Below are 18,235 nucleotides of genomic sequence, written 5' to 3'. Positions count from 1 at the left end.
AATCCGCGGCGCTCCTGCCGCGCGACGTCGAACCTTAAAACGGAGCGTCGGGCCGTTCAGCATATCCTTCCGGCTTAGGTGAGGGCGGTGTGGGGTGGCGGACTATCCGAAGTCGGTAGGCGATCTAATCGGCTGGACCTCATTGGACGATTTAGCCGCGTTTGCAGTCTTGCTATCAAGGAAGGCAAGAGTTTGAAGGGGAAAAGGCTTTGAGCATTCTCGACCTCAGATCCATGCCTGTCCACACGCTGCTGCAGGCGGATGTCGCAATCATCGGCGCCGGCCCTGCGGGACTGACCATCGCGCGCGAACTGTCGCGCAAGGCCGACGTCCTCGTGCTCGACAGCGGCGGCCTTTCCTACGAGCCGGGACCGCAGGTTCTGAACGCGGTCGAGAATACCGGCGAGCCCTCCGGCGAGCGGCGTGCACCTGAGGGACGCGGCTATAATGGCAGCCTTTCCTGGCTGAACGACATTCCGGCCTTCGAGCTGCGCAACCGCATGCTCGGCGGCAGCACCCATACGTGGGTCGGCAAATGCGCGGCTTTCGACGAGATGGATTTCGCGCTCAGGCCCTGGCTCAGGCTCTCCGGCTGGCCGTTCGAGCGCAGCGAGCTGATGCCGCATCTCGACCGTGCCGCCGAGCTCCTCAATCTCGGCCCGAACGTCTATGACGCCGGGCTGCATGCGCTGCTGAGGACCGTGCCCGAGAAGCTCAATTTCGACGACCGGACGCTGCGCTATTTCTTCTGGCAGTTCAGCCATGAGCGGCAGAAGCGCGGCGAGCCGATGCGCTTTGCCAATGTGGCGCGCAGCCTGGCGCTATCAGGCACGAAGTTCCTCACCAATGCCAATGTGACGGAGATCCGCGCCGAGCAGCGCGGACATCATTCGCTCTCGGTTGCCAGCCCCGAGGGCAATATGGCGACGGTCAGGACGAAGATGGTGGTGCTCTGCTGCGGCGGCGTCGAGAATGCCCGGCTGCTGCTCGCCTCCAACTCGATGTCCTCAGCCGGTCTCGGCAATGCGCGCGGGACGGTCGGGCGCTATCTCGCCGATCATCCGCGCACCACGCTGATGCGATTCCGCAAGGGCAGCGATATCGACGCCGTTGCCCGGCACTTCAATTTCTACGGGTTGAAGCATGAGGGTGCGCCGCATTTCTATCTGCGCGGCCTGTCGCTCAGCCCGATGATCCAGGCGCGCGAGGGGCTTACCAATTGCGCCGCCTATCCGGTGCAGATCCATGCGGCCGACGATCCCTGGGCGGCGCTGAAGCGTCTGGCGAAGGGCGGGGGCAAGCGCGCGATCAGCGATCTCATGACGGTGCTCGGTTCACCGGGCATGCTGACCTCCGGTGCCTATCAGCGCCTCGTCAAGCTGCGTGGCCTGCCGCATCGCTCGGCGGAGCTGCGCTTCGACGTGATGGCCGAGCAGCAGTTGGATCCGGAGAGCCGGGTGACGCTGTCGGAGAAGCTCGACCGCTTCGGCAAGCCGATCGCCCGCGTCAACTGGAAGATCGGCGAGACGGAGATCGAAAGCATCGCAAGGCTGGCGCAAACGATGTCGGCCGAGTTCCGCCGCCTCGGTCTGCCGGAACCGGAACTCGCAGACTGGATTGCCGCCGGCGACCCGTCGGCTGCTGCCTTCATGGACATGGCGCACCCCTCCTGCACGACGCGCATGGGCAGCGATCCCGCCACCAGCGTCGTCGATGGCAATTCGATGGTTCATGGGGTCGAGGGGGTCTATGTGGCCGGAAGCTCGGTCTTTCCGACGGCCGGGCATGCGAACCCGACGCTGATGCTGGTGGCGCTGTCGATGCGGCTTGCCGACCACCTGCAGGAGCGCCTCGCCGAAGAGCGGCGTCCGCTGTCGGGCTCGCAGCCCTCGCGGCAGGTGAGCTAAAAAAGCACCCGCCATCTTGCGATGGCGGGCTCAGTTCTCACCACTTACTCAGTCAAATCTTGCGGAAGTAGAAGCCGGCGCTTTCGGTCCTGCCGAGTTCGGGATGGGTGTCGATCCGTGTCGAGAGCGAGGGGATCGCCCAGCGGTCGACGAGCTCGTATCCGAGGCCGGTGACGTGCTGCAGGAATTCGGCTTCGTTGCGGATCTGGTAGGGCACCCTGGCGCGGCCGATCTGTTCCAGCGTCACGACGGTCGGTCCCTTGCGCAGGGCGACCTTGTTCAGAAGGATATGCTTCGGCGCTTCCGGCATCTCGCCGATCAGCTTGCCGAGCGGCACGTCGAGATACTGCATCAGGCCCGAGCCGAGGAAGAGCGGCGTCGGTCCGGCATCGGCCATCCTGTCGACGAAGGAGAGCCGGGTCAGCTGGTCCTTGTCGGCGAGCTTCTGGCCGGCGCGGACGATGGCCGGCAGGTCGTAGACCACCCAGCGGAAATCCTCGCCGAGCGGCAGATGCGAGCGGAAGGCGCGATATTTGGTGCCCATGTGGCCGCCGGCATCGACGAGACTGCCGGTCTCGCGCACGAGGTCGCGCATCCAGAAGAGGACGGGATAATCCCAGGCGGCGAGGCGGCACATCTGCTCGAAGGCTACGGGCGCGATCTCATCGTGATCGTAGCCCGCAAGGGCGCCGTTTTTGGCTGCGGCAAGCGCTTCCTGATAGCTTGAATAGGCGCCGGTGAAGCGGCGCGGGATGGGAAGAAAATAGCGCAGGCGCCCGCTCAGGGCCTGCAGTGGTACCACGAATTTCTCAGCACGCCGTCTTGCGTCACGCAAAGTCGATGTGCGGCCTTTCAGCGTTACAGTCGTCATCGGCTTTCCCCCGGTGTTGATGAATGGGCATTAGCTTTTCGGATGGTCTTTCACCTCCCAGATCGGAACGACGCCGCCATGGATACGATGCATCACCCCCAGTGCTGCAAAGTATGTGACGGCGCCCGAGAGCACCTGAAAAGCGATCATCTCGATGCGGGTCATCGCCGTTGCTTCGCCGATATAGCCGAAGGCATAGACGATGGCCGACATTGCAAGGATCGCGACGAATACGTAGCCGCAATCGCTGAACACGCGCTTCCAGTCGAGGCCGCCGTAGCGGCCCTGCAGATGCGTGGAAATCTTCAGGCTGATCAGCGCCGCGACGCACTGGCCGAAGGCGGCGGCCTCGACGCCGAAGGGCGCTGCGGCGACGATCAGGCCGATGGCGACGACGCCGTTCAGCAGCATCAGCCGCGGCATGCGGGCAATGTTTCCGGTGATCGACAGCAGCGGCTCGGTGACATAGCCCGGGATCAGCAGAACCTGCTTGATCGCGAGGATCGAGACGAGGGCTGCCGTCGGCGCCCAGGCATCGCCGAGCGCGATATCGACGAGGGCGGGCGAGACCAGCGCCAGGCCGATATAGACGGGGGCCGAGACGATCATCAGCGCCGTCATGAAATGCGTGGCGGTCCGGCCGAGCTCCTCGAAGCGCAGCGCGTCGTTCTGCTGGTTGCGGATCTTGCGGAAGGCGGTCCAGGCAAGCATGCGCGCCGGTTCGCCGAGCAGCTCCGATATGGCGCCGACGATGCGTTCGGCGGCGCGGTAGTAACCGGCTTCCGCAAGGCCGAGGAAGCTGCCGAGCGCCAACGTGCCGGAATAGGAGCGCAGATAGAAGATGATGCGGTTCGACAGGATGTGGCGCGAGAACTCGAGTATTTCCAACAGGAAGGCGCGGGTCAGGTGGACGCGCGGATACCAGCGCACGACGATCTGCGATCCGATCAGGCATGCGGTCTGCATCACCAGGCGGCCGACGATCAGCGAGGCGACGTGGAAGCCGACATGCAGGCCGGCGATGGTGACGGCGAGGCCGAGACACTCGGCGATGATGCGGATGATCGACTGCTGCTTCAACTGGCCGCGATTGACGAGCAGCCCGTCATAGACGACCGAGAGCGAGGAGGGCAGGAACCAGCAGCTATAGAGCGCGATCAGCACACCGAGCCAGGGATCGCCCCAATAATGCAGGATGATCGACAACGCGAAGCCGACGCCGGTGCAGAGCAGGCCGGAGATGACGGCAATCGTGCCGATCTGGTCGAGCTCGTCGCCGGTGCAATGCGACTTCATCACATATTCGCCCCAGCCGCCCTCGGCACAGAGCACGAGAAGGATGGCGATGGCGGAACTATAGGCATAGAAGCCGAATTGCGCCGATTCCAGAACGCGGGCGGCGATCAGGAAGGCGAGCAGCTGTGCGACCTGCGAGACGATCTTTGCCGTCAGTGTCCACAGACCGGCGCCGACAAAGGCGGGCATCTTGATCCGCTTTGATTTTCCGGGCTTTTCCGGCTGTTTGTTGCTGTCTTCCTCCCCGATCATCTCAGCAAACCTCGGCAGAAATTGAACCAGGAGGCGGCTGCGGTGTTATTAGGGAAAGCTTGGACGACATGCTACGGCGGCTGCCAACGCGGAAACAATCGTTGGACAAGGCTGGCGCGGTATGCGATTTCCGGCAGGACGGAGAGCTTGTACTGAGTCGGCTGCCGAGACGGTATGGAGACAATGTCATGGTCACAGAGTCAAAGGCGGCACGAAATTCTGCATATGCGCGGAACGCAGCCAGCTTCGATGATCTGTCCGAAAATCCTTCCGGGCACAAGGCGCCGGATACCCGGCCGTCGTTTCTGAAATACAAACTCCGTTGGGGCTTGGCGCTTTTTTGCCTCGCCTTCTGGGTCGTTCTCGCTGCCATTTTCATTTGGTGAGCCGCTCTTTCTCGTTCTGAGCGAAAAACACGACACCCACCGTCTTCCAGAGAATGCCGATATCCGTGGTGAAGGAACAGGTGCGATAGTAGTCGAGATCGTACTGGACGCGTTCCTCGTATGACGTGTCCTGACGGCGGTTGACCTGCCACATGCCGGTAAGCCCCGGCGTCATCGACAGGTAGACATGTGCATTGGCGCCGTAGCGCTCGATTTCCTCGGCGATGATCGGGCGCGGGCCGACAAGGCTCATCTCGCCGCGCAGCACGTTGATCAGCTGCGGCAGCTCGTCGGCGCTGGTCATGCGCAGAAGCTTGCCGAGCCAATGGACACGCGGGTCGTTCATCAGCTTCTGGGTTTCCTGCCACTCGGCGCGGCGCACCGGATCGGTCGCGAGGATTTCGGCCAGCCGCTCAGCGGCATCGGTGCGCATGGAGCGGAATTTCAGGCAGCGGAATGGGCGGCCATAGCGGCCGACGCGGGTATGGCTGAAGGAAATCGGGCGGCCGTCGACGATGAGCAATGCGATGACGATCAGGATCAGGGCCGGCGCGAGAAACAGCAAGCCGCCACCGGCAAGCAGGATGTCGAGCGTGCGCTTCAGCCGGTAGCCGGCAGCAACGACGCGGGTCTCCGGCGTGGCCTGATCGCCGCGGGCAAAGCCGTCGAAAGCAGATAACATGTCAAACCCCATTTACCCTTGAACCCATCGTGAGGTTGCCAGCGCATCCAGCCATTTACAATTCATCCAGAGGGTAGTCGGCTAGTCAGATAGAGGTAAGCCGGAGCGTCCAATCGTTGCCTTGCCGGGCCGAATTACCCAGCAAGTGCAGCTTGTTGACCGGGGTGGGCGCGTTCGAGGATTTCGTTGTAGAGCTCGAAAAGCGCTTCCGCCCAGGAGAGCGAGGTATGCGCCATGCTGCTGCGTTGGCGCAGGCAATTCTCGCTCATTGCGCGAACCATGGCGTCGTCGCCGGCAAGCCTGGTCATGGCGGCGGCCAGCGCCGCTATATTGCCGTTCTCGAAGGGCAGGCCGCAGCCGAGCTCGGCGATCTCGCGGGCAAGCAGCGCTGCCTGCGGAATGATCACCGGAATGCCGCTCGCGACCGCCTCGACGGCTGCGAGGCCGAAAGGCTCCGGTACGCGCGAGGAGATGACGATGCAGCGCGCCGCGGTGACGAGTGCAGCGATCTCGTCCTTGTTCTTCCAGCCATGCAGGACGACTTCGGGATAATCGTGCTCCAGGACGGCGCGCCCGGCGCCGTCGCCGATGACATGCAGCGGAACATTGGCAAGCCGCGCCGCCTTGGCAGCATCCTCGAAACCCTTTTCCGGCTCCAGTCTTCCGATGAAGAAGAACGGCTTGTTGGCGGCCGGGCTCGGCGGCGCCTGCAGGAAAGGCTCCACCGGATTGCGGATGGTGCGGATATATTCGGCATTGATGCCGGCGCGGGTGAAATATTCATGCATGTGCTGGTGCACGATGACGATATTGGCGGGCGTATAGCGCGTCGGGAAGAAGTGCTCGCGGATCAGATGGCGCGTCGAGCGCCAGACCTTTTCGTGGTAGCCGCGCTTGTCGCATTGCGTCGTCAGGCAGCGCGCCGACATCGGCGTCAGATTGCAGACCCGGTGGCTCTGGTAATTGGCATAGCCGCCATTCGGGCAGGAGAGGAAATAGTCGTGCGCATGGAGGACGACGCGGGACCGGACGCGCCAGAGGGCGCGGAAGATCGACGGCGACAGGATCTTCGACCAGCCATGGACATGATAGATGGTGCCGGGCGAATCCGTGCGGGCGATGACGGTGCGCAGGCTGTCATAGGCTGCCTGATTGTAGAGGCCGCCGATCGTTGCGGTCAGCTTGCCCTGGTTGACCAGCGGCTGGCCGCCGACGCCGACCATCTCGGCGGTGCCGATGCCCGCTCCAATGGTGTCGCCGGCGAAATAGGTCACCGGAATGCCGCGTTCGCGGATCAGCTCGGCGGAGAGAACGGCGAGGTTGGATGCGCCGCCAACCCGCTCTGAACGATCGTTGATGATGACGACGCGATCGGGCTGGTGGTGTCGCATCCGGTCAATCCATACTCTCGATACGCCGCGGGGTAAGTCTGCCGCGCACCAGATCGAAGAGCGCGATCATGTTGCCCTTCAGGCGGCCGCGGCGGTCGACCCAGGGTTCCGGACGCAGGCACTTGGCGACGTTGGCGGCGAGATTGCGGCCGATCTGGACGGCGCCGTAGCGGGTGCCCATCGTCTGCTTGCGCATCAGGTAGATCGGGTTGGCGATCTGCGAGTAGCCGAGTTTCATACCGGCGGTGCGGGCGACCTTGACGCCGAGATGCACGCCCTCGAGGCAATCGGCCGAGACGACGCCGCCATATTCGGCGATGCGGCGGCTGAAATCGACATCCTCGAGCCAGCCGTAAGCCGGCAGGTTCTCGTCGAAGCGGATCTGGCCGGCGCTGACGGCCGACATGCGGATCGCCATGTTGCAGCCATAGGCATTGTAGATCGGGCTGATGGTCATCGGCAGGTTGGACGCCTGGCGGGCGCGATCGCTGACGAGCTTAAGGCCGTCATGAACCGAGATGCCGGGGCCGATGATGCCGTCTGCCAGGACCTTGCCGGTGCACATGGCGACATCGGGGTTGGTCTGGAAGATCGATTCCAGCCGCTCGACATAATTCGGCACCATGATGAAATCGTCGTCGAGGAAGAGGATGACGTCGGCATCGTCGGCATTGGCGACGATCTCGTTGCGCTGGCGGCAGAGGCCGCGCTCGGAAATGATGATCCGGACGGGGCAGGCAAGCGAGGCGAGCGACACCTGATCGATATCGCTGGTCGAGGTGACGCAGACGATGACTTCATCGGGCTGGCGCGTCTGCTTGGAGATCTGCGGCAGGATCGCCGAGAGGATGTCGCGGCGGCCGGAGCTGGCGATGCCGATCGTCATCTTCAGCGGCGAGGTCGTGGCGCGGCTGATGATCGCCGGCACCGACGATACGGTGCGGCTCGGCGCCGATGGCGGTGCCGGCTTCAGCAAGCGGTGGCGGCCGGTGACCGGCTTGGTCTTTTCCGGTCCGAGCTGTGTCGTCACGATGCCGAGCAGGTTGATGCGGCTGGTGGCGAATTCGGCGAGTGCATTCTGGATGCGCTCGGCGGTCATCGGATTGCCGTTGCCGAGCACCAGCAGCACGCCGTCCATGAAGCTGCAGATCTGGCGCGTATCGGCGGAACCCTCGAAGGGCGACATGTCGACGATGACGATCTTGAACTTGCGGCGCAGCGCCTCGATTTCCTGGCGCAGCGCCATCAGGTGGCCGAAACGCTGGTGCGGACCGGCGGTGCGCAGGATATCGGGGACGATGACGGTCGACAGCGCGCCTTCGCCATCCGTTACCGGTTCGGCCTCGGCATTGGGGCGATTGCCCTTGCGCGGCGCGGCGTAGTCGGGGCCGAGCACCTTGAGCCCAAAAGACTGGCCGCTATCGGCGGCGATCGCGCTCAGCCGGGCGCTGATGAAATCGGCATCGACGAGAACGACATTGCTGCCTTCATGCTTGTAGACCTGGGCAAGGTTGACGGCGAGCGTGGTCTTGCCGGTATTCGGGGCGATCGAGGTGATGCCGATCACCGTCGAGTTGTTGGAGCGGAAGGCGGCGTCGATCGATCCGCGGATGCTGCGCAACGCCTCGGTGAAGCGCGAGTAGGGTGCGTCGAGGACGCGGCGATAGGCGACGTCGATCGCAACAGGCGAGACCGCAGCGGCAAGATCGCCCTCGCGGGAAATCAGCGGGATGGTGCCAAGCGAATTGATGCCGAGCTCGTTTCGCAGGCGGCCGACGACATTGAGGCGGCGGCGGTAGCCATCGCTGAACAGCGACATGCCGAGGCCGCCGGCGAGGCCGAGCATGCCGGTCAGCGGAATGATCAGGCTCGGCTTCGGCCAGTTCTTCGAAAGCGGTGCGGTTGCGGCCGTGACGATACGGGCGTTGCCGATCGGGAAGGACTGGCGCTGGATGGCGCCGGTCACCTGCTGCAGGATGGTTTCATAAATCCGGCGGTAGGTGGTCGCCTGGCTTTCCATTTCGGTCAGCTCGACGCGGGCGAGGTTCTTGTCGGTGCCGGCGGCGGTCAGCGTATCCAGCTGGTTCTTCAGCAGCTGCTCGCGGCCCTTGGCAACTTCGAGATTGGTCGCATAGAGCGACTGGATGCGCGAATATTCGTCGTCGATCGCCTTCTTCAGACCGGCGACCTCGTCCTGCGCGGCGACGACGGCGGGATTGCCGGCGTCGTAGCGGCTCATCAGGTTGTTGAGCTTCGACACCGAGATGCTCAGGTCTTCCTGGAGCTTCTGGATGCGCGGATTGTTGACCGCTTCCTGCACCGTCGTATCCGGCGCCTCGCCGCTCTTCAGACGAGAGATGGCGTCGTATTTGGCGGCTTCGGCCGCCGTCTGGGTGCGGGCGGCGAGTTCCTGGGTGCTGATTTCGGAGAGCTGCTGCTGGTCGAGCGAGGAGGTGGCGTTGATCTCCATGATGCCGTTCTTGGCGCGGAATTCCTCGGCCTGCATGGCGGTCTCGCGGGCCTTGCGGCCGACCTCTATCAGGCGGCTTTCCAGCCACTTGGCGCCGCTCTGTGCGGCGGCGGCGCGCTCGGCAAGGCCGGAGCGGATATAGGCGTCGGCGATCGCATTGGCGACGCGGGCGGCCTTCTCAGGGTCGGTCGAGCTGTAGCCGATTTCGAGAATGTAGGACTGGCCGACGCGGGTGACGGTGACGCGCGACAGGAAGGACGCCATGGTCCGGCGCATCAGCGCTTCCTCGGGCGTCTCGGTGGCCGATTCCGTTGCGGCCTCGGGCTTGCGGAAGCCGTGGATGATCTCCTTGATCCCCTGCGTGATCGCGCCGCGCCAGGAGGTGCCGCCGATGATTTCAGGATCATGATCGAGCTTCAGCTTGGCGATGACGTCGCGGGCGATCGATTCCGACTTGACGATTTCCACCTGGCTGGCGATTTCGGCGGCTTCGATGATGATCGTCCCGCTGAAGGCGTCCTGCGAGGCGATGCGGCCCTGTTCCGGGTCCATGACGAGGCGGGTCGTTGCCGAGAACATCGGCTCGGTGCTGAAGATATAGAGCCCGCCGGCGACAACGCCGATCGCGGTGCAGATCGCCAGGCGGGAGGCATGGCGTTTCAGGAACCGCCAGATATCGCGGAAGGAAATATATTCGCGCTGCGCCTCATCGAAACCATGATGGTTGCCGGGAACGATTTTGCCGATCTCTTGAATGACCATGTCTATCCTCGCTGAGCTCCCTAAGGCGTTTGTTTTTGTTCAGGCTCGAGGGCGGAAACGACCGTCCCCTGGAGGCTGGATGACACGTTGTAGCGAACGTCCAGAACGTCGCCGGGCTGGAGTTCTTCGGTTTCGGCGACTTCGCTCGTCGTCGGAATGTCGGCCGCGCTGCGCGTCAGCCAGAATTCCAGCGGCTGCAGGTCGACGGCTTTCAGGCTCTGGTAGCGGGAGACGGATGCACCCGCGATCTGCAGCAGCTGCAGCGTCGTGGTGCGTTTCAGCTTGGTATCTTCGATATCGGCTTCGGTCGCCTGCAGCTCCTGGCCGGCTTCCGTCGTGCGTTGGCTCTTCAGGGTTTCGGCATCGCGCTTGGTTTCGCTGAGCTTCTGCTTGGCCTGCATCGAGGCGACGACGAGGTCGAGCTTGCTGCCTTGCATTTCGGCGACCGTGCGCTCCAGCGAGGTCTTGCGCGAGGTCGTCAGGATCTTGGTGTCGACGAGCTTGGAAATGTCGGTCAGTTCGTCCTGGGCGATGGTGACCTGGCGGTCCTGCGTCGCCATCTTCTCGTCGAGCACGCTGATTTCGCTGGTCAGCAGCGTTTCGAGCTCGCTTGCCGATTGCAGCGCGCGGTTCAACGCATCGGCGCGGGCGGTAAACAGCGCCGTCTCGCTCTGGATGATCTGGCCGATGATCGGATCCTGGCTGGCTGCGGCGATCTCCGGCGGGAATTCGATGGCGTCCTTGCCGGAGAATTCGGCCATCAGGCGGGCGCGCTTGGCCATCTGCTGCTTCAGCTGCAGTTCCAGGCGGCCGAGATCGCCGGCATAACGGATCTGCTCTGCATCGGAATATTCGCCCTGCGGGCTGCTGCGGCGCTCCTTGCCGCCGGCGAGCGCCATTGCCTGCTTGACGGTGAGACCCGGGCGAAACTCGAATTCGCCGGCTCGTTCGACCGAGCCGCTGACATAGATCATCGGATATTTGACCACTTCGACGGAGGCGGTCGGCGCGGTGGCAAGGCCGGTGATGCGCTTCAGGTTGGTGCCGATCAGCTGCGAGATCTGGTCGACTGTCTTGTCCTCGACATTCAGCTGGCCGATCATCGGGATGAAGATGTTGCCGGCCGGCGTGACGGTGAACTCGCCGTTCAGCGCCGTCCATTCCTTGTAGTCGCCGGTTGCCGCGACCCATTCGACGACGCTGACCTTGAGGTGGGTTTCCGGGCGGACCTGGTAAGCAGCACCGGCGAGCGCTGCCGCCGGCATTGCTGCGGAACACAGTAGCAGGGTGGCGCCCACAACCCTCGCGGATAAGGTTCCGCGCCCCTTTGCGCCTATCGTCATGTTACGGCCTCACGGTTCGCATGGCCTGGCGGACGGCCGCCGGGCATAGTGTCAGGGATGATCAGACGAAACGGTGACGAGTAAAATCCCCTGGAGGCGGTAGGTGCAGTTAGTCCTTTTGGCCGCATGCGGTAGCTCGCGCACATGAGGGCGTGCGTGATGAGACCAGTGATGATCATTTCGGCTTATCGGGATGGGGAGGGGCTGGTTCAGCCTTGGAGGCGGCGCGGGCAGGGGCCGCGCCAGCCACTCTCCTTGCGTGGCAACGAAACCGGGCTCGCTCCGTGTTCCGAAGCGAGCCCTTCCGCAAGGAGCCAGGTCGCGGGATGTAGTCCGCGAGTATTAGCTGCCGCATTTGGAATTGGTTCTACTCGCTACTGTCCCCGATCCCATCAGCAGGATGCCATATCAGCGAGCGAAATCAATTAATCCCTTTGGGCTAAGGCAAAACCGCCACAGCGGCCGATGAATCGGCGCTGCGAGCGGTGGTTCGGAGGGTTCAGCTGCCCTTGGTGGCGGCGACCGTATCGGCCTTGGCTTCGGAGGAGGGTTTGGCCCCTGCGGGCGCATAACCACCGCCGATGGCGACGTTGAGCGAGACGTAGTCCTTGGCCATCTGCTGGACGGCAGCGGCCAGGCTTGCCTGGGCGGTCGAGACGTTGCGCTGCGAGTCGAGAACGTCGAGCAGCGAGGATGCGCCGTCCTTGTAGCTGGCGGTCGACAGTTCCAGCGATTCCTGGGTCGTCTTGACCTGGGCGCGCAGGGCTTCCACCGTCTGGGCATCGCGGCGAACGGCCGACAGCGCGTTCTCGACCTGCTCGACGGCGCTCAGAACAGCCGACTTCCAGGCGAGATAAGCAGCCTTGGCATCCGACTTGGTGATGTCGACATTGGCGCGCAGACGGCCGCCGTCGAAGATCGGCAGGTTCAGCGTCGGGCCGAAGGACCAGGTGGTCAGGCCGCCATTGCCGCCAACCGGGCGGACGTAGGAGGGCGAGATCGAACCCGACAGCGAGATCGACGGATAGAGCTGCGCTTCTGCAACGCCGATATTGGCGGTGGCGGCAGCGAGATCGCGTTCGGCCTTGCGGATATCGGGACGGTTGCGGATCAGGTCAGCCGGAATACCGGCCTGCAGACCGCCGCGGAACACCGGCTGGCGCGAACCCTTCTGCAGTTCGGCCATCAGCGACGATGCCGGCAGGCCGAGCAGGGTGGCGATGTGGTGAGCCGAGACGCGGAAGCTGGTTTCGAGGCCGGGGATTTCGGCCTGGGTCGACTGTACCAGACCTTCGGCCTGGACGACGTCGAGGCGCGAGGCGGCACCGGCTTCCAGCTGGAACTTGGTGAGATCGAAGGTCTCGCGGCGAGACTTCAGATCGCCCTTGGAGAGTTCGATGCGCTCCTGGTAGTAGCGGGCGTCGATGTAGCTGTTGACCAGATCCTGGAGGAAGGTCAGCTTGGCGACATCGGCGGTGGCGTAAGCCGAATCCAGCGAGGCCAGCGCGCTTTCCTTCGAGCGGCGGTATTCGCCGAAGAGGTCGAGCAGCCAGGAGACATTGGCTTCACCGGCCGTGGTGTTGGTGGCGCCGCGCTGGTTGCGCAGGTTGCCCATCTGGCCGCTGACGGTCTGCGAGGCACCGACGACGAGGCTCGGCAGGGCGCCGGCACCGGCAACGGTGACCTGAGCTTCGGCGGAGTTGATGCGCTCGAGGGCCTGCAGCACGTCGAGGTTCTGGCCGATACCCTGGGAGACCAGCGAGTTCAGCTGCTGATCGCGGTAGGCCGTCCACCACTGGGCGGTCGCAACATCACCATTGCTCTTGACCCCGCCTTCGCCAAACTTCGCAGGCAAAGGCATTTCCGGCGGTACATGATCCGGGCCGCTTACGCAGCCGGCAAGTGCAACTGACATGGCGAGGCATGCTGCAACTCGCGCGATTATCGTCTGACGTATCAACGGCCCTCTCCGTGGTTATATCCACGATGCCTAATTATGGTTAACAGAGGATTGACGGCGTGCCGAGGCCCTCCGGCGGCACTAGAGCGCATTCTCCTCATGTTGGGCCAGCGGCGGCTGCGGGCGCAGCGTCTGCAGCGGCGTTTCGGCATTGGCGCCGGCCGGTGCGAAGCGGGTGGCGAGCATATCGGCGAGGTTGGCGGCGGCGGCATTGGCATCGCATTCCGTCGGTGCCGTGCAGGGAGCGCGAAGGCGGGAGGTCTTCTGCGTGCTCTTCGGCTCCTCCAGCCGGGCAATGCGGATCGACGGCTTTTCGGCCGGTTCCGACGCCGGTTCGAAGATCGGATAGATGACGATCCCCGTTACAAGACTGACAGCCACACACGCGGCGATATAGACAAGAACAAACCTCATGTTCCTATAACGGCAGCGGGGGTTTGCCATAGCAACCTGCCAATTAGGATTAGAAACGGCGCGCAAGCTTCAGCAAAACGGTGGCCGTGGCCCCGCATGCGGGGTAATTCCGACGGAATTCACCGTCTTCGGGAGAAAGGGCGAAACTTTCGGCGCTGCCGCGAGTTTCGAGCTTGAGCGGCCGTGCGTGGCGGCCGGAAAGACAGGAGGCGCATATGGCAGACAGATCACGGCCGGGGGCTCAGGCGAGCGAGGAAGACCTGCAGACGCATATGGCCGAGATGGAAGCCGAGGCGATGGCTGACGATTTCATCCGCGACAATCCCGACGAGGAGGCGCTGGAAGCCGACCTGCAGAACCTGCAATACGAGCTCGAGGTTCTGCGTGCCCGGCTGGCCGTCATCAAGGAGCAGGCGGGCACCGTGGTGCGTGCCAATCTGGAATGGGCCGATCGCAGCGCTCACGACCAGCTCGGCGATTATCCGTGGCTGAAGCTTGCCGGGGCGATGGCCGGAACCTTCGTGTTCGGCCGCATGCTGCGTAACGCACCGGTTGCAGCGATTCTGGCCGCCGTTGTGCCGCTGGTGCTGTCGAAAGCGGAGAAATAGGCCCTCAGGCCTTGAACTCGCGCAGGCATTTGACGACTTCGCGCAGGCCGCGGGTCAGATGCTTGTCGCGGCGCATGACGATGCCGAGCTGGCGCACGAGGCGCGGCTTCACCGGCGATGCCGCGAGATAGCCGGCGCGGTCGCGGCGCAGCGCCAATGACGGCAGGATCGACCAGCCGAGGCCGGCCGCGACCAGTTCCTTGATCGCCTCGACGCTGCCGAATTCCATGACCGGCTCCGCCTTGAGGCCGGCATCGGCAAACCAGCCATCCGTCGTCTCGCGGGTGTTGCCGCCATCATAGAGCATCATCACCTTCTGCTGCAGGAACGCCGCATCTGGGCCGCCTTCGGGCATGTCGCTGCCGCGTGGCGCGACCGCGAGAAGTTCGTCCTCGTAAAAGGGCTCGACGTCCAGCGAACGGCCGGAAGCGGGGAGGGTGACAACGGCGATATCGAGAGCGTTGGCCTCGATATCGCGCAGGATCTCGTCGGTATTGCCGATCTTGACGGTGATCTCCAGGCCGGACATCCGCTTCTTGGCGGCGGCGATGGCGCGGGGCAACAGGTGGATCGAGGCGGTGCCGCCGCTGCCGATCCTGACGCGCCCGGCCGCCCCTTCCTTATAGGGTGCCATCGCCTCCAGCGTCGCGGCGCATTCGCCGATGATGCGGCGGGCATGGGGGAGGAGCTCGGCGCCGGCCGACGAGGGCTGGGCGCGGCGCCCGGCGCGTTCGATCAGGCGCACGCCGAGCCGCTGTTCCAGAAGCTTGATCTGCAGGCTGACGGCCGGCTGGGTGATGCCTGCGCGATCGGCGGCGGCGGTGAAGCTGCCGAGTTCGACGACGCTGACGAATGCGGCGAGCTGTTCCAGATTCAGCATCAGAAGATTTCCTTATGGATTGCATCAGAAGCATAAGCTTCTTTTCGTTTCCTCGCCAGCGCATGTTGCCTCCACAGACAACAGGAGAGCGACATGGCCACAGAGATCGAAGACATCGCCGGGAGTTGGGAGCAGAAGAAGCCAAGGCTGCGGCTTGCGGCGCTGATCATCGCCTGCCGTGGGTGGATGGAGCGCAGGCGGACGCGCAATTCACTGTCCGAACTCACGCCCGACGAGCTGCGCGATATCGGCATGACCAGAGAGGCGGCGCGGGCGGAGGTCGCCAAGTCCTGGTTCTGGCGCTGAGCTCTTGCCTCCCGCGAAAACATTCATCCATATGGTTGACTATCGATTCGAATTTTGTATATTCAACCATACGGGTGAATAAATGGACGACGACGCACTGTCACGTATTCTGAAGGCCGCGGGCGATACCACGCGGAGGCAGATCCTTACGCTCCTTGTTCAGGAGGGAGCGCTGAGAGTGACTTCGCTTGCCGCTCATTTCGACATGTCCCTGAATGCCGTCTCCAAGCATATCAAGGTCTTGGAGGAGGCGGGACTTGTAACCCGCCGGACTCTGGGCCGCGAGCATCTGATTGCCGCGGAGCTTGAACCGCTACGGCTGACTGAGAGCTGGTTCGGGCAACTGAAGTCCATCTGGGACCTGCGCCTTGCGGCGCTGGAGACAATTCTCGTTTCGAAGGATGACGGACATGAGTGAACTGGAACTGACCATCAACCGCAGGATCGCAGCACCGCGCCAGACGGTCTTCAATGCCTGGCTGTCGCCGGAAACGCTGGCGCGCTTCATGCGCACGCCGAGCGGCGCGACCGATGTCTCGAAAGTGTCGACCGATGCCGTCAAGGGCGGGCGCTTCTCGATCGTGATGAAGACGGCCGAGCGCGAGATCCCGCATGGCGGCACCTATCTGGAGATCGATCCGCATGCGCGGCTCGCCTTCACCTGGGAGTCGCCTTACTCGCTCGACGACAGCGTCGTCACCATCGATCTCGCCGAGGTCGATGCGAACACGACGGATATCACGCTGAAGCAGGTGAAGTTCCGCAGCGAGGAAGCCCGCGACGGCCACCGCGGCGGCTGGAATGCCATCCTCGACAATCTCCAGGGCATCATCGCCTGATGCTCACGGCTGCCGCGCCGATAACGCGCGGCGGCCGTGCTTTCCTTACTCCCCGCCCTGCGGGCTGAAGGTCCTGCGCATCGTCTCCGTGTACTGAGCGTCCGATGTCGTCCAGCGCAGGGCGGCGACCATCTTTGTGTCGGGACCGGCGGGATAGCGCAGCTGGCCGGTATCGTCGGTCGCGGCGGCGAAGATCGCTTCGGCCACTTCCTTTTCGGTGCAATAGCGCGTCGGGTAATTCGCCATCTTCCCGAAATAGGCCTGCGCATAGGCGGCATAGTCTTCAGGGATCAGGCCGTTCATGCGGTCGCCGCTATTGGCGGTGAAGCTTGTGGTCGGGGCATAGCCGGGCTCGACGAGCCGCGCCTTGATTCCGAAGGGTTCGAGCTCGTAGGCGAGCGATTCCGTGAAACCTTCGACCGCCCATTTGCTGGCGCAGTAGATGGCGACCATCGGCATGGCGCCGATTCCGGCGCTGGAGGTGACGTTGATGATGACGCCGCTGCCCTGTCTGCGCATCACGGGGATGATCGCCTGGCAGGCGGCGAAGACGCCGAAACTGTTGGTCTCGAAGATTTCGCGCGTCATGCTGTCGGGCGTCGCCTCGAAGGCCGATGCGAGGCCGATCCCGGCATTGTTGACGAAGACGTCGATCGCGCCGAAGGCTTCGATGCCGGAGGCGATTGCCGCGCTGATGCTTTCGGCGTCGGTGATATCCAGCGGCAGAAGCTTCAGTCGCCCCGTCGTGTCCTGGAAGGTGGCGCTCTCCGGCCGCCGCATTGTGGCCAGTACGTTCCATCCCTTGTCGAGGAAGAATTCCGCGGCGGCTTTTCCGTATCCGGTCGAAGATCCGGTGATCATGATTGTCTTGGGCATGTGTAGCTCCTTTCGCTGGTGGGGAGCATAGACAAGCCGCGCGGACGATCTATAATTAGAACTCCACGAAACGTTATTGATCGTCCAGTATGGATCCCTTCAGCGACCTCATCGGCCTGCTTCGTCCGCATGCCGCCGTCTCCAAGCCGATCACCGGACGTGGCGCCTGGGGCGCGCGCTACAACGCCTATGACGCACCGGGATTTGCCATCGTGCTGGAAGGCGGCTGCTTTCTGCAGTTCGAGGATGGCGAGCCGGTCAGGCTTTCGGCGGGCGATTTCATTCTCATTCCGTCGACGCCGGCCTTTGCGCTGTTCAGCGATCCCAGGGCCGCGCGGATCTCGCGCCAGCCGACGGATCAGCCGGTGCGGCATGGCGAGGCTGAGGGCGAGCCGGATTTTCGCATGCTCGGCGGCGGCTTCCGGATCGAGCCGGTCAATGCGGCGCTGTTGCTCGCCCTGCTGCCGGGGATCATCCATATCCGCGCCAATGAGGGCGAGGCGGACCGGCTGAAGCGGATCGTCGCGCTGATCATCGAAGAGAGCGTCGAGGACCGGCCGGGGCGGGAGCCGGTGGTCGAGCGGCTGCTGGAGGTGATGCTGGTGGAGGCGCTGCGCTGGGGCGGGATGAACGGCGAGACGATGCCGTCAGGCATGTTGCGGTCGATGCGCGATCCGTCGCTTGCCCGCGCCTTGCGGGCGATGCATGCGAATGTGCGGGAGCGCTGGACTGTCGAGGGGCTGGCGAAGCTTGCGGGCATGTCGCGATCGGCCTTTGCCGCCCGCTTTGCCGAAGCTCTCGGTGCGACGCCGATCGACTACCTGGCGCAGTGGCGGATGGCGCTCGCCCGCGATGCGCTGAGCCGCGGCGATATCAGTCTCGACCGGCTGGCCGGTGATATCGGCTACGACTCGGCGAGCGCCTTCAGCACCGCCTTCCGCCGTCACAATGGCTGTTCGCCGCGTGAATTCGGCCGCTCCGCAGGGCGTTGA

16 protein-coding genes are annotated in these 18,235 nt (G+C 63.8%); 6 read left to right on the top strand and 10 right to left on the bottom strand.

Annotation, left to right across the window (positions count from 1 at the left end; all coding sequences use genetic code 11):
• Positions 1 to 209: 209 nt before the first annotated feature.
• Positions 210 to 1,907, top strand: coding sequence for an FAD-dependent oxidoreductase (locus tag ACEN84_RS23110; RefSeq protein ID WP_413710038.1), 1,698 nt, complete (start codon positions 210 to 212; stop codon positions 1,905 to 1,907).
• A 52-nt stretch (positions 1,908 to 1,959) separates the two neighbouring features.
• Here ACEN84_RS23110 and ACEN84_RS23105 read toward each other — a convergent pair whose 3' ends face one another.
• The 8 genes from ACEN84_RS23105 to ACEN84_RS23070 all read right to left on the bottom strand — a co-directional run bounded on the left by ACEN84_RS23105 (position 1,960) and on the right by ACEN84_RS23070 (position 13,734).
• Complete coding sequence (locus ACEN84_RS23105) at positions 1,960 to 2,778, bottom strand: methyltransferase, TIGR04325 family (protein ID WP_199627519.1); 819 nt, start codon at positions 2,776 to 2,778, stop codon at positions 1,960 to 1,962.
• A gap of 30 nt (positions 2,779 to 2,808) precedes the next feature.
• Positions 2,809 to 4,263, bottom strand: a complete 1,455-nt coding sequence (locus ACEN84_RS23100; RefSeq protein WP_203428238.1) for an oligosaccharide flippase family protein — start codon at positions 4,261 to 4,263, stop codon at positions 2,809 to 2,811.
• 438 nt (positions 4,264 to 4,701) lie between these two features.
• On the bottom strand, positions 4,702 to 5,394 hold the full coding sequence (locus ACEN84_RS23095; protein WP_112711348.1) for a sugar transferase: 693 nt from the start codon (positions 5,392 to 5,394) through the stop codon (positions 4,702 to 4,704).
• A gap of 134 nt (positions 5,395 to 5,528) precedes the next feature.
• Complete coding sequence (locus ACEN84_RS23090) at positions 5,529 to 6,785, bottom strand: glycosyltransferase family 4 protein (protein ID WP_413710037.1); 1,257 nt, start codon at positions 6,783 to 6,785, stop codon at positions 5,529 to 5,531.
• A gap of 4 nt (positions 6,786 to 6,789) precedes the next feature.
• The gene (locus tag ACEN84_RS23085; RefSeq protein ID WP_413710036.1) at positions 6,790 to 10,017 is read right to left on the bottom strand and encodes a glycosyltransferase; all 3,228 of its coding nucleotides are present in this window, start codon (positions 10,015 to 10,017) and stop codon (positions 6,790 to 6,792) included.
• 20 nt (positions 10,018 to 10,037) lie between these two features.
• Positions 10,038 to 11,282 carry a polysaccharide biosynthesis/export family protein gene (locus ACEN84_RS23080; protein WP_413710035.1) on the bottom strand — a complete coding sequence of 415 codons (1,245 nt, stop codon included), beginning with the start codon at positions 11,280 to 11,282 and terminating at the stop codon, positions 10,038 to 10,040.
• Positions 11,283 to 11,859: 577 nt separating this feature from the next.
• On the bottom strand, positions 11,860 to 13,275 hold the full coding sequence (locus ACEN84_RS23075; RefSeq protein ID WP_413710034.1) for an efflux transporter outer membrane subunit: 1,416 nt from the start codon (positions 13,273 to 13,275) through the stop codon (positions 11,860 to 11,862).
• A 126-nt stretch (positions 13,276 to 13,401) separates the two neighbouring features.
• Positions 13,402 to 13,734, bottom strand: coding sequence for a hypothetical protein (locus ACEN84_RS23070; protein ID WP_413710033.1), 333 nt, complete (start codon positions 13,732 to 13,734; stop codon positions 13,402 to 13,404).
• A gap of 215 nt (positions 13,735 to 13,949) precedes the next feature.
• On the opposite strand from ACEN84_RS23070, the gene ACEN84_RS23065 reads away from it, so the two are divergent.
• The gene (locus ACEN84_RS23065) at positions 13,950 to 14,342 is read left to right on the top strand and encodes a hypothetical protein (RefSeq protein ID WP_413710032.1); all 393 of its coding nucleotides are present in this window, start codon (positions 13,950 to 13,952) and stop codon (positions 14,340 to 14,342) included.
• Positions 14,343 to 14,346: 4 nt separating this feature from the next.
• Here ACEN84_RS23065 and ACEN84_RS23060 read toward each other — a convergent pair whose 3' ends face one another.
• Positions 14,347 to 15,222: a LysR family transcriptional regulator gene (locus ACEN84_RS23060; RefSeq protein WP_413710031.1), complete on the bottom strand. Its 876-nt coding sequence runs from the start codon at positions 15,220 to 15,222 to the stop codon at positions 14,347 to 14,349.
• Between the two features lie 93 nt (positions 15,223 to 15,315).
• Here ACEN84_RS23060 and ACEN84_RS23055 point away from each other — a divergent pair, with 93 nt between their 5' ends.
• From ACEN84_RS23055 to ACEN84_RS23045, 3 genes are all read left to right on the top strand, one after another.
• The gene (locus ACEN84_RS23055; RefSeq protein WP_413710030.1) at positions 15,316 to 15,528 is read left to right on the top strand and encodes a DUF1127 domain-containing protein; all 213 of its coding nucleotides are present in this window, start codon (positions 15,316 to 15,318) and stop codon (positions 15,526 to 15,528) included.
• 82 nt (positions 15,529 to 15,610) lie between these two features.
• Positions 15,611 to 15,946 (top strand): metalloregulator ArsR/SmtB family transcription factor, encoded by a 336-nt coding sequence (locus ACEN84_RS23050; protein WP_130277674.1) that lies wholly within the window; start codon positions 15,611 to 15,613, stop codon positions 15,944 to 15,946.
• The gene (locus ACEN84_RS23045) at positions 15,939 to 16,367 is read left to right on the top strand and encodes an SRPBCC family protein (RefSeq protein ID WP_199627507.1); all 429 of its coding nucleotides are present in this window, start codon (positions 15,939 to 15,941) and stop codon (positions 16,365 to 16,367) included. The genes ACEN84_RS23050 and ACEN84_RS23045 overlap by 8 nt, the downstream gene beginning before the upstream one ends.
• A gap of 45 nt (positions 16,368 to 16,412) precedes the next feature.
• Here ACEN84_RS23045 and ACEN84_RS23040 read toward each other — a convergent pair whose 3' ends face one another.
• Complete coding sequence (locus ACEN84_RS23040; protein ID WP_413710029.1) at positions 16,413 to 17,243, bottom strand: SDR family oxidoreductase; 831 nt, start codon at positions 17,241 to 17,243, stop codon at positions 16,413 to 16,415.
• A gap of 89 nt (positions 17,244 to 17,332) precedes the next feature.
• Between ACEN84_RS23040 and ACEN84_RS23035 the strand changes: the two genes are divergently transcribed.
• On the top strand, positions 17,333 to 18,235 hold the full coding sequence (locus tag ACEN84_RS23035) for a cupin domain-containing protein (protein WP_413710028.1): 903 nt from the start codon (positions 17,333 to 17,335) through the stop codon (positions 18,233 to 18,235).

The organism is Rhizobium sp. Rhizsp82 (assembly GCF_047325115.1).
Classification (GTDB): domain Bacteria; phylum Pseudomonadota; class Alphaproteobacteria; order Rhizobiales; family Rhizobiaceae; genus Rhizobium.
This window is presented reverse-complemented; position numbering and strand designations above follow the sequence as displayed.